This is a genomic window from Flintibacter porci (assembly GCF_041925195.1).
Lineage (GTDB): Bacteria > Bacillota > Clostridia > Oscillospirales > Oscillospiraceae > Lawsonibacter > Lawsonibacter porci.
This window is the reverse complement of sequence record NZ_JBHEVB010000007.1, coordinates 174,597-192,292: the sequence shown is the minus strand read 5'-3', so window position 1 is coordinate 192,292 and position 17,696 is coordinate 174,597. Positions and strand designations below refer to the sequence as shown.

Genomic DNA, 17,696 nt, shown 5'->3' with positions numbered 1-17,696 from the left:
TGTAACGGCCGGGCGCCAAAATGGGATTTATAGTAGGTTGTCAGGAAATCTTGGCGTAGCGCTCGTCGTAGTGCTCTCCGAACCAGACCTCAAACACACCGCGCTTAACCTTGGGGGTGAACTGGCTGACCACCAACATGCCAATGCCGGAAACCGCCAGTGCGCAAAGAATGGGATGAATGGGAGAGGACACCGAGCTGGCCAAGATATAAACCAGGGTGCCGGAAATGGTGCCGAAGATACCAGCAGCGGGGGTAGCCTTCTTCCAGTACAGGCCGAAGAACAGGGGGAAGAAGAAACCAGAGGCCAGGCCACCGATAGCGAAGTTTACGATGGTCTGAAGGTACTCGCTGGGGAACATGGCAAACACAATAGCAACAACAGCAGCCAGAGTGGTGAAGATCATATTGCCCTTGTTCTCCTCTTCCATGGTCATATCAGGCTTCACCAGGGTCTTGTAGATGTCCTTGACAATGGTGGAGGCGATGATGATGAAGAAAGCGGCTACCGTAGACTGAATGGCAGCCACAGCGCCGGCAATGACGATGCCGGCCATGGCGGGGGGCAGCGGAATGAGTGCGAAGCTCTGCACACAGGCAGTGCCGATGAAGTACAGGGGTGCCCAGGTGGTGGCGTCCAGCAGAGAGGGCTTGGACTCCTGGACAAACTCCATGGCGGCCTGGAGAGAGCCATACTCCTCCAGAATGGCGCCGCCGGTCACAACATAGATGCTGATGACCGAGAAGATCATGATGGCACCCTGGAATACGGCGATCTTGGAGATGGACTTGATGCCGCCGGTCAGGGTATAGACCAGGGTGATCACGGCAAAGAGCAGTACGCCGATGCGATAGTTGCCGGTGCCGGTTACGACGGCAAACAGGCGGCCGCCGCCGGTAAACTGGCTGGCGGAGTAAGGAATGAGGAAGATGATGAAGCTCAGGCCCAGGAAGGTGGAAAACACCTTGGACTGGTAGCGGTGGCGGAACAGTCCCAGGACGGTCTGAGCGCCGGTACGGCGTCCCAGGATGGACATCTTTTTGCCCACACTGCCCAGAGACATAAAGATATTGATAAAGCTGCAAAATACGCACAGAGACCAGATGAATCCGGTTCCATAGCTCATGCCCGGGCCGCCTACCATGCCGCCGCTGGACATAATGTTGGTGACCATGATCAAGCCAACAGCCAGGGAGCCCAGGTTGCCGCCGCCGGTCAGAAAGCCGGCCAGCTTTTGGGAGCTGTTTTCATTCCGGGATGCGAATTTGACGTAGGCGCCCAGTCCAACAATGATTGCCGTATAGAGGATAAAGACAATCATGATGGCCTGCTGCGTGGAAGCGGAAATCGTAAATCCAAGATCCATCGTTATTTCTCCTCCTTGTCATCAGCTACGGCGTCCAGCTTGTGCGTGCGGATGACTTTGGTAGCCACCACCATGCAGATCAGGGACATACACAGATAGAACACGGTTGCCACGCCGTACCACATGGGCAGGCCCAAAAACCACTTTCCGTTGCCGTTGAGCGAGTAGATAATAGCGGCCGGGACCAGAATCTGGATCAAACCAATGACCACGATCATCCACATTTCCTTCTTGCAGCGAATAAAACGCTTATCCTCTACGATGTCATTCACATCATAGTCTCTGCTCTCCAGGTCTTTTACGTCTGTCATCTGGAAATCCCTCCTTTTTGAATGGGAAAGTCTCGCATAAAGTCGAGCACGATCTGCTCAAACCGCTGGGGGTGGAAATAGAAGAAGAAATGCCCGCAGGGGCCGATCTTCACCAGGCGGTATTCCGTGCGGCTCTTGGTCACATAGTAGTCCATGGCCGCCTCCCCGTTTACCGCCGGGGACATGCTGCCCACAAAGAGAGTGGGTACTGTCACAGCCGGAATATATTCGGTAAAATCACGTCCCAGGAAATCGCTGTAAATGCTGAAAGCGATGTAGGGCGGTGTTTTCATGATCTCCTGTTGGATCCACTGGCGGTCCTCCTGGCTGATCTCGCCGGAAACCATGCCGTCGACCATGGCGTAGGCATCTGCCTCGTGATTTGCCATCATACCGATCAGGCGGGCATTGGCCTTGTCCATGTTAAAACAGCGGTTTCCATGGAAGTTCCAATCTCCGTCAGAAAAGGGATAAAGGGTAGCGTCCAAAATGCCCAGGCGACGCACATAGCCATACTCGCCAAAGAGACGCCAGTACATTAAGGCAACCTGAGCCCCCATGGACCAACCTAACAAAGTGACATCTTCCAGATGCAGGTACTCAATCAGGTTCTTCACGTCCTGGGCCATGCGGGGCATAGTCACGCCGGACAGGGTTTTGGAGCTGGCACCATGCCCTCTCAGATCCATCAGAACGAGCCTGTGATTCTGACTGAGTCCTTTGATGTTGCGTTTGAATACCTGGCTGCTGCAGCAGAAACCGTGCAGCAGAACGATGGGTTCGCCCTGTCCGTAATCCTCATAGTAGAGGATGGTTCCATCATCCGTCTCAAAAAAGTTTTGCTTGGTGTGAAGCATCCCGTTTCCTCCTTATTCCCTTATTTCACACTTAAAATCCCTTCTGTTCCACGTTGATGTGGATATGGTGGCCGCTGTAATTGCCGGGGATCTTCTCCACCTCCAGCTTGGCGGCGGCCAGCAACTTCTTCTGGTCGATGCCGGTCTCATAGCCCTCCCGGTCCAGCAGATAGACAAAGTCTTCCGTGGCGGTGTTGCCGGTGGCGCCGGGGGCAAAGGGGCAGCCGCCCAGGCCGCCCAGAGTGGTCTGCACCGTGTCTACCCCGCAGCGCACCGCCTCCAGGCTGTTGAGAATGCCCATATTGCGGGTGTCGTGGATATGTACCGAGAAGTGCACGTCGGGATAGGCGGCCATCAGAGCCTGGAAGGTCTCCCGAATCTGAGTGGGGTAGGCTACTCCAATGGTATCACAGATATTGAAGCTGCGGATACCCAAATCATACAATTTGCCTACAAAGTCCACCAGAGCGGGAACCGTCATCCGGCCCTCAAAGGGGCAGCCGAAGGCGGTGGCCACATCCAGGTCGATGTTCAGTTCGGGGAAGGTATCCATGATGCGCTTAAGTTCGTCAAAGGACTGCTCGTGGGTGCGGCGCACGTTGTTCTGGTTGTGGCTGGACGCTCAGGGAGATAACCGGTGAGACTGTCTTCAGCCCCGCCTCCACGGCGGACTGGGCGCCCCGGAAGTTGGGGACCAGGGCGAAGAGATCTACCTCCGGGTGTTTCTCCAGCAGAGTTTTGGCGATCTCCGAGGCATCCTGCATCTGGGGAATGGCCTTGGGGCTGACAAAGCTGGTGCACTGGAGCTTCTTTACCCCGGAGGCCAGGATAGCCTCAATGATCTCCAGCTTGGTTTCGGTGGGGATCATCATGCAACTGATGCTCTGAAATCCATCCCGGGGACCGATCTCAGCTACGGTAATCTGCTTGTTCATACGCTTCTCCCCCTTTCTCAGAACACATTCTCTTCCTTGAGCTTGGTGATCTCTTCCTCGCTCATGCCCAGGCGTTCCTTCAGGATCTGCTCGTTGTGCTCACCCAGCAGCGGAGAGCGCATGCGGATAGAGGTCTTGTTGTTGGTAAACTTCAGGTGGCTGTTGGTAATCTTCACCTTGCCGGCCACAGGGTGGTCGCACTCCACAAACATCTCCCGGGCACCGGCAATGTAGGGATCTGCCACCACACGGTCAATGGTGTTGATAGGACCGGCAGGGATACCGGCGGCCAGGAGCAGCTCCACAATGTCGTCGATCTTCCGTTCCTTGGTCCAGTTTTCGATGATGGGCTTCAGGGCCGCGTGGTTCTCTACGCGCTTGATGTTCTTGTCAAACTTCTCATCCTCCAGCTCGGGGATCTGGAGCACGCCCTTGAGCAGGTTGTAGAGCTTGTCGTTGCCGCAGGCGATGATGACATAGCCGTCGGCGGCCTGGAAGGAGTCGTAGGGGTAGATGGCCTCGTAGCGGTTGCCGATGGGAGAGGGCACGCGGCCGGTGCACAGGTAGATCATGTTGATGATCTCCAGAGAGGAAACCATGCCATCCACCAGGGAGATGTCCACCTTGTCGCCTACACCGGTCTTCAGGCGGTTGCAGTAGGCGGCCAGTACACCGATGCAGCAGCTCAGGCCGCCCACGACGTCGGAAATAGCGGTGCCGGTGCGGGTGGGCGGGGTATCGGGCCAGCCGGTGGTGCTCATCAGACCGCTCATGGCCTGGCCAATGATGTCGTAGCCCGCCCGCTTGGAGTAGGGGCCGTAGTGACCGAAGCCGGACACGCAGCCGTAGACGATGGCGGGGTTCACCTTGCGCAGTTCTTCATAGCCCAGACCCAGCTTGTCCATGACGCCGGGACGGTAATTCTCCAGCACGATGTCGCTCTGCTTCACCAGCTCCAGGAAGATCTTCTTGCCTTCCTCGCTCTTCAGGTTCAGGGTCATGCCGTACTTGTTCCGGTTCAGGTTCATGAAGTAGGCGCTCTCGCCGTTGACGATGGGGGCGTTGCCACGGGAATCGTCTCCCCGTCCGGGCAGTTCGATCTTGATGACGTCGGCTCCCATGTCTGCCAGCATCATGCCGCAGTAGGGACCAGCCAGCACTCGGGTGAGGTCCAGTACTTTTACTCCACTTAAAATTCCAGCCATGTTAATTACCTCCGTTTTTTAAATTTTGTGAGTAAAAAGTACCATGTCACAAGAAGATTAACAATTTGTTGAACTTTTTCAATAAAATTTGGGAAGTGACGTTTCAAAAATCAAGAATAGAAGCGGCATGAAACAAAATACAATGGACAGGTCATCATTTTTGGACGATAGCACCGACGGATTCTGCTGTGTTTCTTATGAAAATTAAACAAAACAAGGGGGCGCATCATAGAGTGCATCCCCTTGTTTCCAAATAATTTTCATATTATAATGATAAAATCAATCCACTTTCAGGGATAGAGGAGGGAAACCTGTGGCCTATCGATACCGAATTGGCTTTCTGGGCTATGGTCAGCTTACCCAATTGGCCCAAGAGGTCCTGTCGGAGCTTTCCTGGCCGGATACGGAGATCCAGGTAATGAACTGCACAGCTGATACCCTGCAGGCCTGTGTGGAGCAGGGACGCCGAAATGGGTGTGAGGTATTTGTAGGCGGCGCGGCCAACGCCGCTGAATTTGTCCGGCAGGGACAGGGCCACCTGGTGGAGATCCCTGTGGGAGATCTGGATTACCTGACCGCACTGCACTCCGCGCTGGAACGGGGGTGCCGCCCAGCCATTGTTTTGTATTACCGCGTCCGCCTGCCGGATATGGCTGCCTATGAGCGGCTGTTAGGGGATCCTGTGACCCTTTTGACCTACGAGGATACCCAGGAGCTGGAGGAAAAGATCGCGCAAACCGACTGTGATATGATCATTGGAGCCTCCCACGCCGTAGAGACAGCCGAAAAACTTGGAAAAGCGGGGATTCTTCTCTATCCCGGGAAACCGAGCATTGCCCAGGCGCTGGAAGACGCCCGCCGACTGGCCCGTCAACTGCATCAGGAGCAGAAGAATCAGACCATTCTCCGCTCCATTGTCAATAACTCCACCTTTGGCGTGATGGTTTGCAATGCCATGGGAGAGGTAATTCTTTTTAACCGGGCAGCCCAGCAGCTCACCGGGTTTTCCGGCCGGGACGTTCGGGGACGGCACATCGATCAGATTTTCCCGACCCTGAAAACCTCCCGCTTTCTGGCGGGTACACAAGAGCAGCAGGACGGATACCATCTTATTCAGGATACGATGTTCCGCTGTGTGCAGACCAAAATACAGCTGCGGGAGGAGTCCCTTGGGGTTTTGACCACCTTTTACATGGATACCCGCAGCCGGAAGCGAAATTTGCCCGTCAGTCTGCCGGAGTCCAAGGCCCAGGCTACCTTTGCGGATTGGATGGCCTGCTGTGCCGGATTGGATGGCTGTACCCGTCAGGCGCTGCAGTATGCACACGTTCCCCTGAGCTTGACCATTTTGGGTGAGGAAGGAAGTGGCCGGGAGTGGCTGGCTCAGTGTATTCATAATGCGGCCTTCGGGGAAAACAGCCCCTATGTGCGCATCAATTTTGCTGCCTTTTCCAGCCAGGATGCAGGCCGGCTGCTGCTTGGGATGGAACAGGATGGCCGTACCGTGGAGAGCATGCTGGAATTTGCTCAACAGGGTACCGTCGTACTGGAGCACCTGGATCAGGCCCAGCCCCAGGCGCTTTCCTGCCTGATGGATGTGATGCGCCATCAGAGGATCAAACACCTGGGTGGACAGACGGCGATCCCGCTCCATGTCCGGTTTGTCACCCTGGCCACCCCGGAGGAAGCTCAGCACTTCTCCCCTGCCCTGCGAGAACTGTGTGGGATCCTGACCTTGAACTTGCCGCCTCTTCGGGAGCACCCCGCAGATATTCCCGCCCTGTTCATGCGGTATCTGAGACAATATACCGAGCGGGCTGAACAAGTTCCCCGCCTTTCCAGCCGCATGGAACAGCTGCTGTCCTTCTACCACTGGCCGGGCAACCTGGAGGAACTGTCCGCTGTTTGTCAGCGCTACCTGTATGCCCTCAGTATGGAGCCAGGCAGCACGGTGAATACCCGCTGCCGTCTGTTGACCAACGCCATTGGAGAGCAGGCACTGTTTCAGTCCCTGCTGCTGCAATACCCCGCACTCTCTCCCGGAGCGGCGGAGAATCCCGGTCAATTTCAAGCCGGCGTGGCCGCAGCCAAAGAAATTCTGGGCTATGGCAATGCTGCCTTGGCAGAAAAGCTAGGCTTGAGCCGGACCACCCTTTGGCGGAAATTGTCTTCCGGATCGTCTTCTTGAGTAGGAATCACTCAATTCTAAAAGAGAAACAGTGAATTTAACCCACAGTTACTTTTTTGACCAATTCATATAACTACCGCGCTATTGTTCCTCTTCCCTGCCTCTGTTATGATGGAGATACAAGAGAAAGGGAGGTAGAACGATGAAGCTTGGCGAGATCATCCGGGAGAAGCGAAAGGCCCTCTCCCTGACCCAGGAACAGCTGGCCGACTATCTGGGCGTGTCGGCTCCGGCGGTCCATAAGTGGGAAAAAGGGACCACCTACCCAGACATTACCACCCTGCCCGCTCTGGCCCGGGTGCTGAGGACAGATTTGAATACCCTGTTGTCCTTCCAAGAGGAACTGACCGACGAGGAGATTGCCCGTTTTCTGGAAGAACTGGACCGCATGATCTCTCAGGAGAGCTATGACGCCGCGTTCCAGCGGGCCATGGACCAGATCCATCAGTACCCCACCTGCGAAAAGCTGATTTACACGGCAATTTTCTATCTGGACGGCGCCAGATTCCTCCACGGCTTTCCAAACCCGGACGCCTATACCGACCGGTTGATTCCCTTTTATGAGAGTATGTCCCACAGCCAGACACCGGAAATCCGGGATGCCGCCCTGGCCATGTGCATCGCCTACCACCGCAACCGGAAGGATTTCACCCGGGCGGAAGAGCTTATCAATACCATCCCATCCACCCGCATCGATAAAGAGGAGCAGTTGGCCACCCTCTACACCCAGCAGGAAAAATGGGAGGATGCCCAGCGGCTCTGGGAGCGCCGGATCCTTCAGAGTGCCACAGAGCTGCAAACGGCGTTGATCCATCTGATGGAAATTGCGGAAAAAGAGGGCCGCCCACAGGATGCCCAGTTCTGTGCGGATACCTATCAGCAGGTCTCCAGCCTGCTCCATGTGACCCAGTGGATCCCCTACACCGCCAAATTCCAGCTGGCCTCCCTCCGGCAGGACAGGGCTGCCTGTCTGTCTGCCCTCCGCCACATTCTTCCTGTACTGAAAGAGCCCTGGACTCCCCAGACGTGTCCTCTTTACCGCCACATGGGAGACGGGGATCTGGCTGCTCTGGCCCAATCTCTCTATGACCGGATTACGGACGACCTGGAGCACAGCGAAGAATTTACCTTTTTCCGGGGAAGTCCGGAGTATGAACAGCTTCGTCCGCTGCTCCGGGAAGAGGGCTGAAACTTTCCCAAAAAGAAAAGAGAGGGACTGCGGCATATGCCGCAGTCCCTCTTCTCTGCTTCAAAACAGCTGCCGGGCAGCTTCAATTTTTCTTTAGGCGGAAAGCTCCGGTCAAAGACCTCGGCCGCAGCCTCATCCACATAGTAGCCTTGGGGCGTATGATAGACGCCGGTCACGCCGTCCAGAAAGCCCGGACGGAGCTCTCTCAGCAGAAAATATGGAACCAGTTCCTGCTCCGGTTCCCCGTGGTAGCGGATTCCCCGGGTCCCGGCCAAAACAAAGCCGGATTTGCCATAGAAATCCAGGTTTCCCTCGATGCACAGAACACCGGCGCCCAGTTCCTTGGCTTTTTCCATGGAGTAGTCCAACAGATACTTGCCCAATCCCTGGCGCTGAAGGTCGGGGCGAATACTGATGGGTCCAAAGGTCATCATAGGGATCTCCCGACCGTCGTCGGCCTTGATGATGGCGCGCATATACAGGACATGGCCGATGAGCGCTCCATCCTGCTCCATGACCAGGTCCAGCTCAGGCACAAAGGCGGAGTCATTGCGCAGCACATGGACCACATAGTGCTCCAGACAGCCGGGTCGGTACACATTCCAAAATGCCTCCCGGGTCAGGTGCTCCACGGCGGCATAGTCTGCGGGAGTCTCTTGGCGGATGATGATGTTATGTTGCTTCATGATTGTTTCCTCCTGAATATTGTGGATTCAATATTGGGAGGCCTGCGGATCGTGCTCCGGCCTCCCGGTCAGGGCACAATCTCCAAGGTGTTGTTTCGTTTCAAACAGCATGTCTCCTGAACTTGATATTCCGGCAAAGCCGGTATAGGTATCATACCATTTGTTTGAAATTCCGGCAAGCCTGGAACATCAGGCAGATCCGCGGAAGAAAGAAATTACAGGTTGGCGCCGTAATCAATGACCAGCACCTGTCCGGTCACTGCTTTGGACTCGTCGCTGGCCAAAAACAGCAGCAGATTGGCCACATCCTGAGGCTGGCACACGGGCAGGGTGAGGTCGGCGTGCTTAGCCATGGCGCCCATCATATCGGGGTCCAGGTTGGCGGGGTTGAGGCCGGCGGTCATGGGAGTGGCTACCGTGCCGGGGCACACCGCGTTACAGCGCACATTGACGGAAGCGCCCCGCATGGCAATATTCTTGGTCAGGCCGATGATGGCTGCCTTGCTGGCCACATAGGCCGCGCCGCCGTTGCCGCAGTAGCCTGCCACGCTGGCCACATTGACGATGGAACCGCTCTTTTTGGCCATGAGTACTTTGGCGGCCTCTCGGGTGAGGTAAAGAGTGCCCTTGGTGTTGGTGTCCACCAGGCGGTCGATGGTCTCATCGCTGATCTTCTCGATGGCATCCAGACCGCTGTCCAGCACCCCGGCGTTGTTCACCAGCACGTCTACCGTGCCGAAGGTCTCCACCGTCTTGGCCACCACGGCGGCGCACTGCTCCGGCTTGGAAATGTCGCAGGGAATAGCCAGAACCTCTCCCCCGGCCTGGCGAATTTCCTCCGCCACCGCGTCCAGCGCCTCCACACGCCGGGCGGAGATTACTACCTTGGCCCCTTCAGCGGCAAACAGCTTGGCCGCGCAGGCGCCGATGCCGGAGTTACCGCCCGACAAAATGACTACCTTATCCTTCAAACGGTCCATACAATCAACCTTCTTTCCGTGATAGATCAGACGGAACAATAAACCCATCTGTCTTTTTTATTTTACCATCCAATATGTTAGGGCGCAACGGGATAGCCCGATTCTTTACATGACCTCTTTCATGGATTTTACATAGGCGGCGATGTGCTGAGAAGCCTGGGTACCGTATTGCTCCAGCAGCTTGACAATGGCCGAGCCCACGATCACTCCGTCGGCCAGCTGGGACATCTGCCCGGCTTGCTCCGGAGTGGAGATGCCAAAGCCGATGGCACAGGGGATCTGGGTGTTCTCCCGCACTGCGTTCACGATGGAGCTCAGGTCGGTGGTGATCTCGCTGCGGGTGCCGGTGACCCCCAGGCTGGACACCAGACAGAGGAAGCCCTCCGCCTCCCTGGCAATGGCGGCAATGCGGTGCTCCGACGTGGGGGCGATGAGAGAAATAAAGTCCAGGCCGTGGGCGCGGCAGGGTGCGGCAAACTCCTCCTTCTCCTCGTAGGGGACGTCGGGCAGGATGATGCCGTCCACCCCAACTTCCGCCGCCCGGGCCAGGAAGCGGTCGGTGCCGTAGGAGAAGACCACGTTGGCGTAGGTCATGAACACCAGAGGGATGGTCACGTTCTTTCGAAGCTCCTCTACCAGAGCAAAAATCTTGTCCGTGGTGACGCCCCCTTTCAGGGCGCGCAGATTGGCTCCCTGGATGACGGGACCCTCGGCGGTGGGGTCGGAGAATGGGATACCCAGCTCGATGAGGTCAGCCCCGTTGGCGGCAGCGGCACGGACGGCAGCGGCGGTGGTCTCCAGGTCTGGGTCGCCGCAGGTGAGAAAGGCAATAAACGCCTTGCCGTGGTCAAAGGCAGTTTTGATCTTACTCATGGATATCCTCCCCTCTGTAACGGGCAATGGCGGCGCAGTCCTTGTCTCCCCGGCCCGAGATCGTGATAACGAGAATCTGATCTTTGGACATGGTGGGGGCCAGCTTCCTGGCGTAGGCCACCGCGTGGGCTGACTCGATGGCCGGGATGATGCCCTCGGTGCGGGCCAGGTACTCGAAGGCGTCCACCGCCTCGTCGTCGGTGACGGGGACGTACTCCGCCCGGCCGATGTCGTGGAGCCAGGCATGTTCCGGTCCCACACCGGGGTAGTCCAGCCCGGCGGAGATGGAGTAGACGGGGGCGATCTGGCCGTACTCATCCTGGCAGAAGTAGGACTTCATACCGTGGAAGATGCCTAAGCGGCCGGTGTTGACGGTAGCCGCCGTCTCAAAGGTGTTGATGCCCCGGCCAGCTGCCTCGCAGCCGATGAGCCGCACCTGCTTGTCGTCAATAAAGTGATAAAAACTGCCGATGGCATTGGAGCCGCCCCCCACGCAGGCTACCACGGCATCAGGCAGGCGGCCCTCCTTGGCCAGCATCTGCTCCTTGATTTCCTTGGAAATGACGGCCTGGAAGTCCCGCACGATGGTGGGGAACGGATGGGGACCCATCACCGAGCCCAGGCAGTAGTGGGTGTCGGAAATGCGGGACGTCCACTCCCGCATTGCCTCGGACACGGCGTCCTTCAAGGTGGCGGTGCCAGAGGTAACAGGCACCACCGTGGCCCCCAACAGGCGCATGCGATATACGTTCAGGGCCTGACGGACGGTGTCCTCCTCCCCCATGAACACCACGCACTCCATGCCCATCAGGGCGGCGGCGGTGATGTCCTCCGGGCGGGTCAGGCCGCACAGCTTGATTTTCGTCATCGGGCCGCCTCCCGGAGCTGCTCCAGCATGGAGCGCTGATTGGGAGCGAGCATCAGGGTCTCCCCAATGAGCACCGCGTCGGCCCCCACTTCCTTCAGCTCGGCCACATCCTGGGGGCCGGTTACTCCTGACTCGGCCACATAGAGGACCTCCGGCGGGATGAGGTCCCGCAGCCGCTTGGCGTTCTAGAAATCTACGGAGAAGTCCTTGAGGTTTCGGTTGTTGACCCCCAGAATGGTGGCTCCCGCCGCCAGGGCGGAGCGGACCTCATCCTCGTCGTGGGTCTCCACCAGAGCGGCCAGCCCCAGCTCCTGGCACAGCTTCAGGTACTCATTCAAGGTCTGGGTATCCAGCAGAGCACAGATGAGCAGCACGCAGTCGGCACCTATAAGGCGCGCCTCGTAGATCTGGTAGGGGTCCACGGTAAAGTCCTTGCGCAGCATGGGCAAAGACACGGTCTGCCGCACCCGGCGGAAAATATCGTCAGAGCCCAGGAACCACTTGGGCTCGGTGAGGCAGGAGACGGCATCCGCTCCGGCAGCCTCATAATCTTTGGCAATGTCCAGATAGGGAAACTCCGGGTCGATGAGTCCCTTGGAGGGAGACGCCTTTTTCAGCTCACAAAGGAAGGAAAGTCCCGGCTTACTCAGGGCTTTCTGGAAGCGCTCCTTCCCCTGCCCCCGGCCCAGGGTCCGCTCCAGCGACCGGCACTGGGCCTGGAGGGTGTCCAGCCCCGCCTTCTCCTTGGCCGCCGCCACCCGTGCCCGGGCGTGATCGGCCAGCTGTTCCAGGATGGTCATGCCGTCCCCACCTCCCGGTTGCTCACTACAATGAGCTTCTCCAGGGTGCGGGCAGCCGCGCCGGAGTCGATGAGCTCCCGGGCCAAGGCCACGCTATCTGCCATGGTGTCCGCCTTTCCGGCAATGTACAGGGCCGCTCCGGCATTGAGGAGAACAGCGTTTCGCTTGTGGCCCTGCGCTCCATTCAGGATGGCTCGGGTGATGGCGGCGTTCTCCGCCGGGGTGCCGCCTTTCAGGTCCTCCCGGGCACAACGGGCAAATCCAAACTCCTCCGGGGTGATGACCCGGCTCTTAAACCACCCGTCTTTGATTTCGCACACAGTGGTGGGGGCACTGAGGGAAATTTCGTCTAGCTTATCCTGCCCGTAGACCACCATGCCCCGGCGCACCCCCAGACTGATGAGCACCTGGGCCAGGGGCTGAACCAGGTAGTCGTCATACACCCCCAACAGCTGCATGGACGGGGTGCCGGGGTTTGTAAGGGGGCCCAGGATGTTGAATACGGTACGGAAGCCCAGCTCCTTGCGGATGGCTCCCACGTACTTCATGGAGGTGTGGTACTTCTGGGCGAAGAAGAAGCACATGCCCACCTCCTGCAGCAGCTCCACGCACTTCTCCGGGCTCTGCTGGATGTTTACCCCCAGGGCCTCCAGACAGTCGGCGGTGCCGCACTGGGAGGAGGCGGCCCGGTTGCCGTGCTTGGCCACCTTCACCCCTCCTGCCGCCGCCACTAAGGCGGAGGTGGTGGAGATATTGAAGCTGTGTGCGTTGTCGCCCCCGGTGCCCACGATCTCGAAGAGTTCCATCCCGGTCTCTACCTTGGTGGCATGAGCGCGCATGGCGGCGGCGCAGCCGGCAATCTCGTCGGTGGTCTCCGCCCGGGCACTCTTGGTGGAGAGAGCCGCCAGAAAGGCGGCGTTCTGGGTGGGGGTGGTCTGGCCGCTCATGATCTCGTTCATCACGGTGTAGGCCTCCTCGTAGGTGAGGTCCCCTTTTCTGACGATTTTGACAATGGCTTCTTTGATCATGGTGCTTCTCCTTTCTTCGGTCCGTGTCTGCCAAAGGAGAATAAAAAATCGCCCTTGACAGAATGATCTCTTCTGTCAAGGACGAATAAAAAAGCTTATCCGCGGTGCCACCTTGCTTCATAGGAATGACCCTATGCCCTTGCGGGATACCAACATATCCCCGGCAACTGACGCATGCCCACGCGTTGCAGAATACTCTGTGAGGTTCCTCACATTTCCCTGCACCCTCAGCGGTCCATTTGACAGGCTGTTTCTTGCCCGGCTCGCAGCACCCCGGACTCTCTGGAAAGGCATATCCTGCCGTTATCTCCGCTTCAACGGTTTAGTAAATTAAATTTTCTGCATCTTAGCACAAAAAGATTTGTTTGTCAACAGCGAGAAATTTTTTATCGGAATGTCTTTTTTCATACATCCTCCGCCAGGGGCGCCCACCAGTAGCGGTGGTCCAGATACCAGTTGATGGTCTCATCCATCCCCTGGTCAAAGGACACCTGAGGCTGCCAGCCCAGCTGGGAGGACAGCTTTCCGCTGTCGATGGCGTAGCGCTTGTCGTGGCCCTTCCGGTCGGCCACATGGACTACCTGCTCCGGGGGTACATCCAGCCTGCGGCAGATGAGGCCTACGATCTCCAGGTTGGTGCGCTCGCTGCGGCCTCCGATGTTGTAGACCTCTCCAGCCACACCGCGTTGGAGGATCGCATCCAGGGCGGTACAGTGGTCGTCCACGTGGAGCCAGTCCCGCACGTTCTCTCCCCTGCCGTACACCGGCAAGGTTTTTCCGGCCAGCGCTCGGACGATCATCCGTGGAATGAGCTTTTCCGGGAACTGGTAGGGACCGTAATTGTTGGAGCAGCGGCTCACCGTCACGGGCAGGCCGTAGGTACGGAAATAGGCCAGTGCCAGCAGGTCGGACCCTGCCTTGGAGGCACTGTATGGGCTGCTGGGCCGCAAGGGGCTCTCCTCGGTAAAGAGCAGGTCGGGGCGGTCCAGGGGCAGGTCGCCGTAGACCTCGTCGGTAGACACCTGATGAAAGCGCACCCCGCCGTGGGCGCAGCAGGCGTCCAGCAGTACCTGGGTGCCCAGCACGTTGGTCTGTAAAAAGACCTCCGGGGCTTGGATGGAACGGTCCACATGGCTCTCGGCGGCGAAGTTGATCACTGCCTGGGGCTGTTCCTCCTCAAAGAGTCGTTTCACCGCTGCCCGGTCGCAGATATCTCCCCGCACAAAGCGAAAGCTGGGATGGTCCATCACCGGGACCAGGGTAGCCAGGTTTCCCGCATAGGTCAGCTTATCCAGACAGACTACCTGGTCCTCCGGGTGGTGTTTGAGCCAATAGAAGATGAAGTTGCTCCCGATGAATCCGGCTCCGCCGGTAACCAGCAGCGTCATGTGTGTCCCTCCCCGTGGTTTTCTGTCCTAACCATACCCCAACAGGGCGGTTCTGGCAAGGAGAAATTTTTCTTCACCGAGGGTAAAACAACACCCTTAGATGTCCGTCAGAAGCGGACACTACCTCCGCTCGTACGCCGTACACCGCGCTTATACGCTCCGGGGTAAGTACCTGCTCCGGGGTACCTTGGGCCACTACTCTACCCTCGTCCAGCAGATAGAGCCGCTGGCAGTACATAGCGGCTAAATTCAGGTCGTGGAGGGCGACAACAACGGTACAGCTTACTCCCTTTACAAGCTCCATGAGCTGGAGCTGGTACTGCACATCCAGGTGGTTGGTGGGCTCGTCCAGAATGAGGACAGGGGTCTGCTGGGCCAAGGCACGGGCCAAAATGACCCGCTGGCGCTCTCCGCCGGAGAGGGTGACCATGGAGCGGTTTGCCAGCGCATCCATCCCCACCTCCTGCAGTGCCTGATGGGCGATGGCGTAGTCTGCTGGGTTGTCCCGTTCCAGGGCTTTTTTATGGGGAGAACGGCCTAAAAGAACCATGTCAAGAACGGTAAAGTCAAAGCCCTTGTCGTTGTGCTGGGCCACGACTCCAATTTTCTTGGCGCTCTCCCGGCGGCTCTCCCTGGTTAAATCCCGGCCATTGAGATACACCGCGCCCCCCTGAGGGGCCAGTTGACGGTAGAGGCATTTTAAGAGGGTGCTTTTGCCGCTGCCGTTGGGGCCGATGACCCCCACCAGCTCCCCTGCCCTGGCCTCCAGGGTTACTCCATTCAGAATGTGGTTTCCCTCCAGGGTAACTTGCAGGTCTTGGGCCAGCAGGTCCATCACACCTCACCTCCAAATCCGTACCGCCGCCGGGCCAGCAGAGCCAGAAATACCGGTGCGCCCACCAGGGCGGTGAGGATACCGATGGGAATTTCATTGCCCGGCAGCACCAACCGGCACAGCACATCCATCCACACCAGAAAGACAGCCCCAGTCAGTCCCGCCAGAGGCAGCAGGGTGCGGTGGTCGCTGCCGAAGAGCAGCCGCACCCCATGGGGAATGATGAGACCAACAAAGCCCACCATCCCCGCCTGGTAGACCAGCACGCCCACCATGGCGGCCACCACCAGCAGGTATATGAGCCGCCGCCCGGCCAGCTCTACCCCCAGGGTACCGGCGCAGTCGTCCCCCAGCAGCATCAGATTCAGGGTGCGGTACTGGCTCCAGAAGAACAGCCCGCCCGACACCACCACACCGCAGGCGATGGCGTTGCCCGGCCAGTTGGCTGCCCCCATGCCCCCCATGGTCCACTGCACCAGGGCGGCAGCGGCGTGGTCGTCGTTTTCCAGCACAATACAGAAGTTACCCAGGGCGGAGCACACTGCGCTGAGAGCTACGCCGGACAGCAGCAGTTTTATTGGCGTGGAGCGCCCTCCCAGCCGGGACAGCAGGAGTACCGCCGCAGCGGCCAGAAAGGCCCCCACTGCGCCAAATAACCCCATGGCATTGCCGCCCAGGGCGGTGCCCGCACCAGCCGTCAGTGCCAGGGCGGCTCCCAGATAGGCGCCGGAGGACACGCCCAGGATGTAGGGGTCGGCCATGGTGTTCTGGACCATGGCCTGCATCACCGCGCCGCACAGGCCTAGGCCAGCCCCGGTGGCCGCCGCCAGTACCAGCCGGGGCAGGCGGATGAGCCACACCACATCGTGGACCCCTCCGCTGCCCCATTGACTGCCGTCTCCCAGGCCAAAGAGCTCGTAGGCCATAACCCGGTACACGTCTCCCATAGGGATGGCCATGGAACCCACGCTCACCGCCAGTCCCAGGGATAAGATGAGGGCGGCGGCTAGGATCACCAGGGCCAGGCGTGCTTTTCCGTTCCGACTCACAGGCTCAGCTCCGGGTACATGCCTTGGGCCAGGGTCTTCAGGCCGTCCAGAGTCCGGGGACCGCTGGCGTACATGTCGCCCAGCATAATGAGATGGACGTTACCGTTCTTGACCGCCTGCAGGCTCTGGAGGGCGGGGTCATCCTGAATGAGGGACAGCTGCTCACGCTTCACGCTTTCCGGATCGTCGCCGGAGTAGGCCATGTACACCACAAAGATGACCTCCGGGTCGGCGGCCACCAGGTCCTCCTTGCTGATGGAGTCGGCCTGGGGCATGGCCAGCTCCCCGCCCAGGGCGGTCACCATGTCCCCCGCCAGGGACTTGGCGCCATAGTTGGTGATGCTGCCGCTGATGGGCTCCACCACCGCCACGCGTACCGGTTCCTGTCCCTGTACTACGGACAGAGTGTCAGCTACCTGAGCCTTCATCTCGTCCACCAGAGCCTGGGCCTTGTCCTCCACGTGGAAGATCTTTCCGATGTTCAGAATGTCGGTGTACTCGTTTTCCAGGGTGCGGGTGCCTCCGGGAACGGTGTTGGAGTTCATATAGGTCCCCACACCCTTCTCATTCCAGGCATCCACGTCTCCCAGCTTTTTGTCTCCAAAGTAGGAGCCCCAGGAGAAGATAAAATCGGGTTCCATCAAAGTGACAGTCTCTTTATCCGGGGCAAAAACGGAGTCATCGTAGTGCATTTTGGAGAATCCATCCTGCCACTCCGGCTTTACCTCGTTGTCCAGGCCGTAGCTGGCAATGACGTGGTCCTCCAGCCCCAGGGCGATCATGGTCTCGATGCAGCCTTGATAGACGGCCAGCACCCGCTGGGGGGCTTGGTTGTAGGTGTAGCTTACCTCTTCCCCGGCGTAGTTGTAATTGGTGATAGTGACGGGATAGTAGCCATCGGAGTTGTCCGAGACAGCAGAGGATGTGCTTTGGGAGCCGGAAGTATCCAACATGGGTTGTCCGCTGCATGCGGACAGAGTGAGAGCCAGCGACAGGGCCAGCAGCGCGGACAGGGGGCGTTTCCAGGTATTCATACGATCTCCTTTCTTTTTGTATCTTGCGCATCGAGATGTCCTGCCTCTAGGAAAACAGAAATGCCTGCTTTCCAGGGAAAGCAGGCATCGGAAAAATGGGCGCA

General features: G+C 58.4%; 16 protein-coding genes and 2 pseudogenes. 2 read left to right on the top strand and 16 right to left on the bottom strand.

The window, feature by feature from the left end:
* Positions 1–40: 40 nt before the first annotated feature.
* Genes ACEVJL_RS09890 through ACEVJL_RS09865 form a run of 6 tightly spaced genes read right to left on the bottom strand, consistent with a single transcriptional unit; the run spans position 41 to position 4,674 of the window.
* The gene (locus tag ACEVJL_RS09890) at positions 41–1,366 is read right to left on the bottom strand and encodes a sodium:solute symporter family transporter (protein ID WP_374737712.1); all 1,326 of its coding nucleotides are present in this window, start codon (positions 1,364–1,366) and stop codon (positions 41–43) included.
* A 2-nt stretch (positions 1,367–1,368) separates the two neighbouring features.
* Complete coding sequence (locus ACEVJL_RS09885) at positions 1,369–1,677, bottom strand: hypothetical protein (protein WP_110440577.1); 309 nt, start codon at positions 1,675–1,677, stop codon at positions 1,369–1,371.
* A complete protein-coding gene (locus ACEVJL_RS09880; protein ID WP_302667487.1) occupies positions 1,674–2,534 on the bottom strand; it encodes an alpha/beta fold hydrolase in 861 nt (286 codons plus the stop codon). The genes ACEVJL_RS09885 and ACEVJL_RS09880 overlap by 4 nt, the downstream gene beginning before the upstream one ends.
* A gap of 31 nt (positions 2,535–2,565) precedes the next feature.
* Positions 2,566–3,132: a beta/alpha barrel domain-containing protein gene (locus tag ACEVJL_RS09875; protein ID WP_374737710.1), complete on the bottom strand. Its 567-nt coding sequence runs from the start codon at positions 3,130–3,132 to the stop codon at positions 2,566–2,568.
* Entirely contained in the window at positions 3,104–3,469 is a 366-nt protein-coding gene (locus tag ACEVJL_RS09870; protein WP_374737708.1) for a beta/alpha barrel domain-containing protein, read from the bottom strand. Before ACEVJL_RS09870 ends, ACEVJL_RS09875 begins: the two co-directional genes overlap by 29 nt.
* 17 nt (positions 3,470–3,486) lie before the next feature.
* Positions 3,487–4,674, bottom strand: a complete 1,188-nt coding sequence (locus ACEVJL_RS09865; RefSeq protein WP_374737707.1) for a CaiB/BaiF CoA transferase family protein — start codon at positions 4,672–4,674, stop codon at positions 3,487–3,489.
* Positions 4,675–4,987: 313 nt separating this feature from the next.
* Between ACEVJL_RS09865 and ACEVJL_RS09860 the strand changes: the two genes are divergently transcribed.
* Together ACEVJL_RS09860 and ACEVJL_RS09855 are read left to right on the top strand one after the other, a co-directional pair.
* Positions 4,988–6,862 carry a PrpR N-terminal domain-containing protein gene (locus ACEVJL_RS09860; protein WP_374737705.1) on the top strand — a complete coding sequence of 625 codons (1,875 nt, stop codon included), beginning with the start codon at positions 4,988–4,990 and terminating at the stop codon, positions 6,860–6,862.
* Between the two features lie 142 nt (positions 6,863–7,004).
* On the top strand, positions 7,005–8,051 hold the full coding sequence (locus tag ACEVJL_RS09855) for a helix-turn-helix domain-containing protein (RefSeq protein ID WP_374737703.1): 1,047 nt from the start codon (positions 7,005–7,007) through the stop codon (positions 8,049–8,051).
* On the opposite strand, the gene ACEVJL_RS09850 is transcribed toward ACEVJL_RS09855, so the two are convergent.
* The 10 genes and pseudogenes from ACEVJL_RS09850 to ACEVJL_RS09805 form a co-directional block, all read right to left on the bottom strand.
* Positions 7,946–8,737, bottom strand: coding sequence for a GNAT family N-acetyltransferase (locus ACEVJL_RS09850; RefSeq protein WP_374737701.1), 792 nt, complete (start codon positions 8,735–8,737; stop codon positions 7,946–7,948). The two genes, ACEVJL_RS09855 and ACEVJL_RS09850, sit on opposite strands and share 106 nt — an antisense overlap.
* A gap of 215 nt (positions 8,738–8,952) precedes the next feature.
* On the bottom strand, positions 8,953–9,717 hold the full coding sequence (locus tag ACEVJL_RS09845; protein WP_235396642.1) for an SDR family NAD(P)-dependent oxidoreductase: 765 nt from the start codon (positions 9,715–9,717) through the stop codon (positions 8,953–8,955).
* 105 nt (positions 9,718–9,822) lie between these two features.
* Positions 9,823–10,590: a tryptophan synthase subunit alpha gene (trpA, locus tag ACEVJL_RS09840; protein WP_374737700.1), complete on the bottom strand. Its 768-nt coding sequence runs from the start codon at positions 10,588–10,590 to the stop codon at positions 9,823–9,825.
* A pseudogene (gene trpB / locus ACEVJL_RS09835) lies at positions 10,583–11,413 on the bottom strand (tryptophan synthase subunit beta); the annotation flags it as partial. The pseudogene trpB and the gene trpA, both read right to left, overlap by 8 nt.
* A gap of 41 nt (positions 11,414–11,454) precedes the next feature.
* Positions 11,455–12,258 (bottom strand): annotated as a pseudogene (gene trpC, locus ACEVJL_RS09830) (indole-3-glycerol phosphate synthase TrpC).
* A complete protein-coding gene (gene trpD / locus ACEVJL_RS09825; RefSeq protein WP_374737699.1) occupies positions 12,255–13,286 on the bottom strand; it encodes an anthranilate phosphoribosyltransferase in 1,032 nt (343 codons plus the stop codon). The pseudogene trpC and the gene trpD overlap by 4 nt, the downstream one beginning before the upstream one ends.
* 404 nt (positions 13,287–13,690) lie before the next feature.
* Positions 13,691–14,674 (bottom strand): dTDP-glucose 4,6-dehydratase, encoded by a 984-nt coding sequence (gene rfbB, locus ACEVJL_RS09820; protein WP_374737698.1) that lies wholly within the window; start codon positions 14,672–14,674, stop codon positions 13,691–13,693.
* Positions 14,675–14,747: 73 nt separating this feature from the next.
* Positions 14,748–15,509 carry an ABC transporter ATP-binding protein gene (locus ACEVJL_RS09815; protein ID WP_374737744.1) on the bottom strand — a complete coding sequence of 254 codons (762 nt, stop codon included), beginning with the start codon at positions 15,507–15,509 and terminating at the stop codon, positions 14,748–14,750.
* Positions 15,509–16,558, bottom strand: coding sequence for a FecCD family ABC transporter permease (locus ACEVJL_RS09810; protein ID WP_374737697.1), 1,050 nt, complete (start codon positions 16,556–16,558; stop codon positions 15,509–15,511). The genes ACEVJL_RS09815 and ACEVJL_RS09810 overlap by 1 nt, the downstream gene beginning before the upstream one ends.
* The gene (locus ACEVJL_RS09805) at positions 16,555–17,592 is read right to left on the bottom strand and encodes an ABC transporter substrate-binding protein (protein WP_374737696.1); all 1,038 of its coding nucleotides are present in this window, start codon (positions 17,590–17,592) and stop codon (positions 16,555–16,557) included. The genes ACEVJL_RS09810 and ACEVJL_RS09805 overlap by 4 nt, the downstream gene beginning before the upstream one ends.
* Positions 17,593–17,696 lie beyond the last annotated feature (104 nt).